7 protein-coding genes are annotated in these 9,081 nt (G+C 51.6%); 6 read left to right on the forward strand and 1 reads right to left on the reverse strand.

Annotated elements, in window-relative coordinates; genetic code table 11:
• The first annotated feature begins 30 nt into the window (after positions 1-30).
• From CX651_RS12185 to lpxC, 4 genes are all read left to right on the forward strand, one after another.
• The gene (locus CX651_RS12185) at positions 31-795 is read left to right on the forward strand and encodes a cell division protein FtsQ/DivIB (protein ID WP_101056271.1); all 765 of its coding nucleotides are present in this window, start codon (positions 31-33) and stop codon (positions 793-795) included.
• 3 nt (positions 796-798) lie between these two features.
• Complete coding sequence (gene ftsA / locus CX651_RS12190; RefSeq protein ID WP_039035199.1) at positions 799-2,034, forward strand: cell division protein FtsA; 1,236 nt, start codon at positions 799-801, stop codon at positions 2,032-2,034.
• Positions 2,035-2,069: 35 nt separating this feature from the next.
• Complete coding sequence (gene ftsZ, locus CX651_RS12195) at positions 2,070-3,242, forward strand: cell division protein FtsZ (protein ID WP_101056272.1); 1,173 nt, start codon at positions 2,070-2,072, stop codon at positions 3,240-3,242.
• A gap of 178 nt (positions 3,243-3,420) precedes the next feature.
• Positions 3,421-4,341 carry a UDP-3-O-acyl-N-acetylglucosamine deacetylase gene (gene lpxC, locus CX651_RS12200; RefSeq protein WP_101056273.1) on the forward strand — a complete coding sequence of 307 codons (921 nt, stop codon included), beginning with the start codon at positions 3,421-3,423 and terminating at the stop codon, positions 4,339-4,341.
• 8 nt (positions 4,342-4,349) lie between these two features.
• Here the strand turns inward: lpxC and CX651_RS12205 are convergent, their stop codons facing one another.
• Positions 4,350-4,802 (reverse strand): DUF721 domain-containing protein, encoded by a 453-nt coding sequence (locus CX651_RS12205; protein ID WP_025010897.1) that lies wholly within the window; start codon positions 4,800-4,802, stop codon positions 4,350-4,352.
• A 28-nt stretch (positions 4,803-4,830) separates the two neighbouring features.
• On the opposite strand from CX651_RS12205, the gene CX651_RS12210 reads away from it, so the two are divergent.
• Positions 4,831-5,730 carry a M23 family metallopeptidase gene (locus CX651_RS12210; protein ID WP_101056274.1) on the forward strand — a complete coding sequence of 300 codons (900 nt, stop codon included), beginning with the start codon at positions 4,831-4,833 and terminating at the stop codon, positions 5,728-5,730.
• Between the two features lie 58 nt (positions 5,731-5,788).
• Positions 5,789-8,512 carry a preprotein translocase subunit SecA gene (gene secA, locus CX651_RS12215; protein ID WP_101056276.1) on the forward strand — a complete coding sequence of 908 codons (2,724 nt, stop codon included), beginning with the start codon at positions 5,789-5,791 and terminating at the stop codon, positions 8,510-8,512.
• The last annotated feature ends 569 nt before the right edge of the window (positions 8,513-9,081 follow it).

Below are 9,081 nucleotides of genomic sequence, written 5' to 3' on the forward strand. Positions count from 1 at the left end.
CGGTTTTCCGCCAAGCTAACAGGCAGGACCATGGCGCTGAAGGACAGGTTGCACAAGGGCCGGGCAAGGCTTGCCGGAGTCAATTGGTATCTCTGCAGCGGGATTGGCTTTCTGCTGTTGGTACTGGCGGCATTTGGCATGGCGGCTTGGAAATTGGGACTGGTGCTGAATGATGCCGAGGCCTTGCCCATTGAGGCAGTGGCGATAAAAGGCGAGCGCCAGTACACCACGGATGCGGAAATCCGCGGCGCCTTGCAGGACTTGATGCAGCGTAGCTTTTTCAGCGCTGATGTGGCCGAGGTGCAACAGGCGCTGGAGGCCCTGCCTTGGGTATACAGGGCCTCGGTTCGGCGCGAATGGCCGGCCAAGCTGAAGGTTTATCTGCAAGAACAGGTTGCCGTGGCGCACTGGAATCAGGATGAATGGCTCAATGAACACGGAGAGGTGTTTCTGGCGCCACCGCAACCCGGGCTGGAAAATTTGCCTTGGTTGGTGGGACCTGAACCTATGGCACAGGAGGTATTGACCTCCTTTCGGCAGATGGATGAACTGCTGCGGATAAACAGCTTCAAGCTGGATAGATTGAGTCTCAGCCCGAGACATGCCTGGGAGGCGACTTTGGGCAACGGCATCATGCTGGAATTGGGACGAGAGGACAAGATGGCGCGGATACAGCGTTTTATCAACGTGTATCCGGAGTTGGTTAAACAGGAAAAGAGTGTCGCCAGAGTGGATCTACGCTATGACACGGGTCTGGCAGTAGGCTGGGAAGACGCACAAGAAGAGAGCCGTTAATTAATGACCAAGAACCAAGATAGAAATCTGATCGTCGGATTGGACATAGGGACATCCAAGGTCGCTGTGATCATAGGTGAAGTCTTGCCCGATGGCGAAATCAGTGTCGTCGGTCTGGGTAATCATCCATCACGCGGCATGGATAAAGGCGGGGTCAACGACCTCGATTCTATCGTGCGCAGTGTGCAGCGGGCCTTGGATCAGGCCGAGCTGATGGCAGACTGTCAGGTGTCTTCGGTGTATTTGAGCATTTCCGGCAAGCATATCGCTTGTCAGAACGAAAACGGCATGGTCTCCATCAATGATGAAGAGGTGACCCAGGAAGACGTGGACAACGTTATCCACACGGCCCGTTCGGTGAAGATCCCCACTGAGCGCCGCATTTTGCACGTACTGCCACAGGAATATGCAATAGATGTTCAAGAAGGGATCCGCAGCCCTATCGGCATGTCCGGCATGCGGATGGAAGCCAAGGTACATATAGTCACCTGCGCCAATGATATGGCCAAGAATATCACCAAGAGTGTTGAACGCTGTGGCCTCAAGGTGGACGACCTGGTGTTTTCCGGTATCGCTTCGGCCGATGCGGTACTGACCAATGATGAAAAAGATCTGGGTGTTTGTCTGGTGGATGTCGGTGGCGGTACTACAGATATCGCTGTGTATACCAATGGCGCTCTGCGTCACTGCGCCGTGGTGCCTGTGGCCGGCAATCAGGTAACCAGTGATATCGCCAAAATTTTCCGCACGCCGCTGTCGCATGCCGAGCAGATTAAAGTGCAGCATGCCAGTGCCCGCAGCTCCATGGTGAGCCGTGAAGACAGCATAGAAGTGCCGTCTGTGGGGGGGCGACCATCAAGAACCATGTCGCGTCATACTCTGGCCGAAGTGGTTGAACCCAGATATCAGGAACTGTTCGAGTTGGTATTCAAAGAGCTCAAGGACAGTGGCCTGGAAGATCAAATTGCCGCCGGCATAGTGTTGACCGGTGGTACCGCCTCTATTGAAGGGGCTGTGGATGTTGCCGAAGCCACTTTCGGCATGCCGGTCAGGGTGGCATCACCGCTGCCGGTGAAAGGTTTGTATGAATATGTGGATCAGCCCATCTACTCCACAGGTGTTGGGCTGTTACATTACGGCGCGCGCAGGGTTATCGAACGTCAGTTTGAACGACCCGAGCGTCAAGGGGTGACCAGTCTCTGGAATCGGGTTCAGAGCTGGTTTAAAGGTGAGTTTTAACTTACGTAAACGCAGGTAATACGGAGAATTCAACCATGTTTGAGATCATGGATACTCATTCTGACGAGGCGGTGATAAAGGTCATCGGCGTCGGTGGCGGCGGTGGTAATGCCGTCGAGCATATGGTGAAACACAACATCGAAGGTGTTGAGTTTGTTGCCACCAATACAGATGCCCAGGCATTGCGTAAGTCTGCCGCGGGCACCACTATTCAACTGGGACGAGATGTCACCAAGGGCTTGGGGGCTGGTGCCAACCCGGAAGTCGGTCGCGCAGCAGCCGAAGAAGATCGTGAAAATATCCGTGAGGCTATCAAGGGCTCGGATATGATCTTCATTGCGGCCGGTATGGGTGGCGGTACGGGTACAGGTGCCGCACCTGTGGTGGCGCAGATTGCCCGCGAAGAAGGGATATTGACAGTGGCCGTGGTCACTAAACCTTTCCCCTTCGAAGGCAAGAAGCGTATGGCGTTCGCCGATCAGGGGATCACTGAACTGGCCAAGCATGTTGACTCGCTGATCACTATTCCCAACGAGAAACTGCTTAAGGTATTGGGTCGTGGTACATCACTGCTGGATGCTTTTGCTGCAGCCAACAATGTGCTCTTGGGTGCGGTGCAAGGTATTGCCGAACTGATCACCCGTCCCGGTCTGATTAACGTCGACTTCGCCGACGTGAAAACCGTTATGTCCGAAATGGGTAACGCCATGATGGGCACAGGTGTCGCTCGTGGTGAAGACCGCGCCGAAGAAGCGGCCGAAGCGGCTGTTGCCAGTCCGCTGCTGGAAGATATCGACTTGGCAGGCGCCCGTGGCGTGCTGGTTAACATTACTGCCGGCATGGATATGAGTATCGAAGAATTTGAGACAGTGGGTAACCACGTCAAGGCTTATGCTTCAGACAATGCGACTGTGGTTGTCGGTGCTGTTATCGATCCAGAAATGAGTGATGAACTGCGGGTTACTGTGGTTGCTACCGGCATAGGATCGGAAAGAAAACCTGACATCCAGTTGGTATCCAAACCTGCTCCGCGCCAGGAACCTGTGCCAGAGCCCAAGGTCGAAACCTATATGCCTCAGGAAGAAGCTGCTATGCCTGTTGCTCACAAGAGCAATGCAGTTCCGGCGTCCCAACCTGCGGCCAATCCGCATAAGAACGAGCTTGATTATTTGGATATTCCGGCGTTTTTGCGTAAGCAAGCCGACTGATACTGGCGGTTATCACGGGTGTAAATTGGGTGTTCCCCTTTGTTTCCAGGAAGCGAAGGTAGGTAAATTTTTGTGAAATTGCCGATTTATGCTAGGATATCCGACCAGCTGCGCCCGAGAAGTGTCGATTTTATCGTCCAAGGCAGAGCTTTTTGTTGAGATGAATACGGGTAACTAAATGATTTTTCAAAGAACTGTTGAAAAAATAGTAAAGACCACAGGTGTCGGTTTGCATTCCGGCAATAAGGTGACTTTGACTATCAAGCCCGCACCAGTCAATACAGGGATCGTACTCGTGCGCACCGATATGCAGCCGGCAGTGGAGATTGCTGCCAAGGCAGAGCAGGTGCGTGAAACGACTATGTGTACGGCTCTGGTCAATGATGAAGGTGTTCGCATCTCAACGATTGAGCATCTGTTTGCTGCACTCGCGGGTTTGGGAATCGACAATGCCGTTATTGAAGTGGATGCTCCCGAGATCCCCATCATGGACGGCAGTGCCAGCCCCTTTGTATTCCTGCTGCAAAGCGCGGGGATCAAAGATCAGTCAGCGGCCAAGAAATATCTGAAGATCAAGCACACAGTGCGTGTTGAAGACGGTGATAAGTGGGCTGAACTGCGACCCTTCAAAGGTTTCAGAGTCGACTTTGCTATTGACTTCAATCACCCTGAAATTGCCCGTAGTCAACAACATATGGTGATGGATTTTTCCTCTTCCGCCTTTGTGAAAGATATCAGCCGCGCCAGAACCTTTGGTTTTATGCGTGATATCGAGTACCTGCGTGCCAACAATCTGGCATTGGGTGGCAGTATGGAAAACGCGGTTGTGCTTGATGAATATCGTGTCCTCAACCCCGATGGCCTGCGTTATGAGGATGAATTTGTTAAGCACAAGATTCTTGATGCGTTTGGTGACCTGTATGTGGCGGGTCACGCCATAGTCGGAGAGTTCTGTGCCTACAAGACGGGGCATGCTCTTAACAACCGGTTGGTGCGGGCTCTGCTTGCCCAGCAGGATGCTTGGGAGTTGGTCAGCTTCGAAAAAGAAGCGGATGTACCTGTCAGCTTTATGATGCCATCCAATGTGGTGATGGCTTAATCGTAAAACTAGGACTGCCTTTTACGGCTGGCTAATGCAGCCAGCCGTTTTAGTTTCTGGCCCAGCTCACCTTCTGTGTGTTCGGCCAGTGCATTGATATGTGAAGCCGCGGTTTCACTCAACTGTCTGTGAACCACTTGGGGTTTTGCCCCCGATGTTGCCAGTGCCGGGTTGACTTTAACCTCAATAGCGGTAAGCATTGGGAGCGTTTCTGCCTGAAGTTGGGCAAGAAGTTTGGTTTTTTGGAAGTTAATCCTGGCGGCCCATGCGGCGGAAGGGGTTTCAATAACCAGCACACTTTGGCGCAGATTGGCGACTTTCAGCTGTTCGCTGACAGGGCCTGACAGCAGTTGTTTGACATGCTGGTTCAGATACAACAAAAGCTCCGCTTTCTCGGCCAGATCGGGCAGACGTCCCGACTGATGCAGTAATTGGCTGAGGTGCTGAGGGAGCTTCTTCATTATGATAATAAGATGGCTGAATTAGGCTATGAGTGTAACAGTTTTTATTCAAGGTCGGAATGGCGTGACGCGCTGGCAACCTGGCAAACGCTGGTTGCTGTTGCCTATATTGCTCCTCGCTGCGGGCACAGGGCTCTATCATTACAACGCCGAGCGATTTGAGTCGCAACAGGCCAACGTCGACAACGAGCGCCAAGCTCGTGAGCAGCAACAGAAACAAGTCAAAGAACTCAAGCAGGCAACCGAAACTCAGTTGGCAACCTTGGTGGCGCATGTCGCCAGAATGCAGGCCAAACTGACCCGGCTTGAGGCTCTCGGGCAAACTCTTGCCCAGAATTACCAGCTTGAAGAACAGTTCGATTTCGGCGCCGAGGTAGGTATTGGCGGCCTGAGCGAGCTGGGCACCAGCATAGAGCTGGAGCAGCTGATCTCCGATATGGATCGGCTGGCATCAGGAATTGATAGTAATAATGCTCAGTTGTCACTGCTTGAAACAGTGGCTTCCAATCTCCATATAGATGAAGAGCGTTATATATCAGGGCGGCCAATCAACAAAGGTTGGTTATCCTCGCCCTACGGTTTACGTAATGATCCTTTCAATGGCCGCAGAACTGTGCATAAAGGCATAGACTTTGCGGGTACAGAAGGAGCCGATGTGATCGCCACCGGTGGTGGTGTGGTGACATGGGCCGGGAATATGTTTGGCTATGGTGAGTTGGTGGAGATAGATCACGGTAACGGATTGCGCACCCGCTATGGTCATAATAAAGCTTTGTCAGTAACTGTAGGTGATGTGGTCGCCAAGGGCGAGAAAATTGCCACCATGGGAAGCACTGGGCGTTCGACAGGACCTCATGTGCATTATGAAGTGTTGCGGGGTGGACAGCAGATAGATCCCAAGAAGTACGTCTACCGCAAAGCAGGTTAATTGGAACTGGCCGCCAGACTCGTAAGAGGCTTGGCCTACAACAGAATAAGTGATTCAGATGTTAGGTAAATTACTGACAAAAGTATTTGGTAGTCGTAACGACCGCACCCTTAAAGCCCTGGGCAAGATAGTCAACAAGATCAACGCGCTCGAAGGTGAATATGAGCAACTCAGCGATGAGCAGCTTAAGGCCAAAACCCAGGAGTTCCGTGACCGGCTTGAAAAAGGGGAAACCCTTAATGACATTATGGCTGAAGCTTTTGCCACTGTGCGTGAAGCTTCCAAGCGGGTGTTCGAGATGCGCCACTTCGACGTGCAGTTGATAGGCGGTATGGTGCTGGATAGCAACCGCATTGCCGAGATGCGCACCGGTGAAGGTAAGACACTTACCGCCACACTGCCTGCCTATCTCAATGCGTTGACCGGCAAGGGTGTTCACGTTATTACAGTGAACGACTATCTGGCTCGCCGTGACGCCGACACCAACCGCCCACTGTTTGAATTCCTTGGAATGACAGTCGGAGTTAACGTCGCCGGTCTTGGCCAGCTGGAAAAGAAAGCCGCCTACAACTCAGATATCACTTACGGTACCAACAACGAATTTGGTTTCGACTATCTGCGCGACAACATGGCGTTTTCACCGCAGGAGCGGGTACAACGTCCATTGCACTATGCTCTGATAGACGAAGTCGACTCCATTCTTATTGATGAAGCCCGTACACCGCTGATCATCTCCGGCGCCGCAGAAGACAGCTCTGAACTCTACATTAAGGTCAATAAGCTGATCCCTAATCTGATCCGCCAGGATAAAGAAGACTCGGACGACTATGTCGGTGAGGGGGACTTCAGCGTGGATGAAAAAGCCAAGCAAGTTCACATGACTGAACGCGGTCAGGAAAAAATTGAACTCCTGCTGACCCAATCTGGCCTATTGGCCGAAGGGGATTCACTTTACTCGGCCGCCAATATCTCACTGCTGCACCATGTTAACGCCGCGCTGCGTGCTCACACCTTGTTTGAAAGGGATGTCGACTATGTAGTGCAGGATGGCGAAGTGATCATCGTCGATGAGCACACCGGCCGTACCATGCAGGGGCGCCGTTGGTCTGAAGGTTTGCACCAGGCGGTGGAAGCCAAAGAAGGCGTGAAGATCCAGAATGAAAACCAGACTCTGGCTTCTATCACCTTCCAAAACTACTTCCGTCAGTATGAAAAACTGGCCGGTATGACAGGTACTGCTGACACCGAAGCCTTTGAATTCCAGCATATCTATGGTCTGGATACCGTAGTGATCCCCACCAACCGGCCGATGATCCGTAACGATATGGCTGACTTGGTGTATCTCACCGCCAAAGAAAAATACAACGCCATTATCCAGGACATCAAAGGTTGTCGTGAACGTGGTCAGCCAGTATTGGTCGGTACAGTTTCCATCGAACAGTCTGAACTGCTGTCCAACTTGTTGGATCGGGAAAAGATCCCTCACAAGGTACTGAACGCCAAGTTCCACGAAAAAGAAGCTGAAATTGTTGCTCAGGCTGGACGTAGTGGAGCGGTAACCGTGGCCACCAACATGGCCGGTCGTGGTACCGATATCGTCTTGGGCGGTAGCTGGAAAGCGGAAATTGAGGAACTGGAAAACCCAACCGAGGAGCAGATTGCCAAGATCCGTGCCGACTGGCAAGAACGTCACGATGCCGTAGTCGCCGCCGGTGGTTTGCACATCCTGGGTACAGAACGTCATGAGTCCCGTCGTATCGACAACCAGCTGCGTGGTCGTTCCGGCCGTCAGGGCGATGCGGGTTCATCACGTTTCTATCTGTCGATGGAAGACAGCCTGATGCGGATCTTCGCCTCAGATCGGGTTGCCAACATGATGAAGAAGTTGGGCATGGAAGAAGGCGAAGCCATTGAACATCCTTGGGTATCACGTGCGATTGAGAATGCCCAGCGTAAAGTGGAAGCCCGTAACTTCGATATTCGTAAGCAGTTGCTGGAATTTGATGATGTCGCCAACGACCAGCGTCAGGTGGTTTACGCTCAGCGTAACGAACTGATGGATGCCGAAAGCATCGAAGATACCATCAAGAATATTCAGGAAGACGTGATCACAGGCGTTATCGATCAATACATTCCACCACAGTCAGTTGAAGAGCTCTGGGACGTTGCCGGCCTCGAACAGCGACTCAAACAGGAATTTGTACTGGACTTGCCGCTGCAGGAGTGGCTGGATAAAGAAGAAGACTTGCACGAAGAGACCTTGCGTGAGCGGATCATCGAATCTTGGCTCAAGGCCTATGAGGCCAAAGAGCAGATGGTGGGCCCTGAGGTGCTGCGTCAGTTTGAAAAAGCCGTGATGTTGCAGACTCTGGATGGCCTGTGGAAAGAGCACTTGGCGGCCATGGATCACCTGCGTCAGGGTATTCACCTGCGTGGTTATGCACAGAAGAACCCCAAACAGGAATATAAGCGTGAATCCTTCGAGTTGTTCCAGCAGATGTTGGAGTCACTCAAACACGATGTGATTAGTATTCTGTCCAAGGTTCAGGTACAGGCTCAATCGGATGTAGATGAAATGGAAGCCCGTCGTCGTGAAGAAGAAGCGCGGATCCAACATCAATATCAGCACGCCACTTCTGAGGCTTTAAATGAAGCCGAACACGATGCCGAAGTCGCCGCACATACTCCAGTTGTGCGTGATGGTGAGAAAGTAGGGCGCAACGATCCTTGTCCTTGCGGCTCAGGTAAAAAATACAAACAGTGTCATGGCAAACTGAGCTAACACACTGTAAGTCATTAAAGGCAATCTTCGGATTGCCTTTTTTGTTGCTTTTAAAACGCGTTTTTTGTTCCACAAACTCACAAATGTGGATAACTCTGGGGGTAAAAAGTGCTTAACGTGTGACTAACTCTAGGGCCTCAAAAAAGATCGTAAAATGCTGAAAAAAGCCCTTGCACAAAAGTTCAAGCTCCCTATAATGCGCTCCCACTGACACGGCGAACGAGAACAAAATAACTGTTCAAATTCAAGTTCAGTAGTTGGCAACAAGCCTTGGTTTCAAAGGTGTGAAGATAAAATCATCACTCGCTCGAAACCAGATAAAAAAGGGCTTGACGCTGAAAAAGGGTTCTGTAAAATACGCAGCCCTGACCCGATGAGAATCATCGCGGTACTGCTCTTTAACAATATATCAAGCAATCTGTGTGGACACTCACAGGCATTGAGAAATCGACAAAACGATTTAACTCGATGAAGAGTGTTCATACGTCGGAGGCCAAGCGGTCTTAGGAAGACAATTCGTATCCGCAACTCCTTGGCTCACAGAACGACATGGCTACGATCCGACTTCT

Origin of the sequence: Shewanella chilikensis (genome assembly GCF_002836945.1) — a bacterium.
Taxonomy (GTDB): domain Bacteria; phylum Pseudomonadota; class Gammaproteobacteria; order Enterobacterales; family Shewanellaceae; genus Shewanella; species Shewanella chilikensis.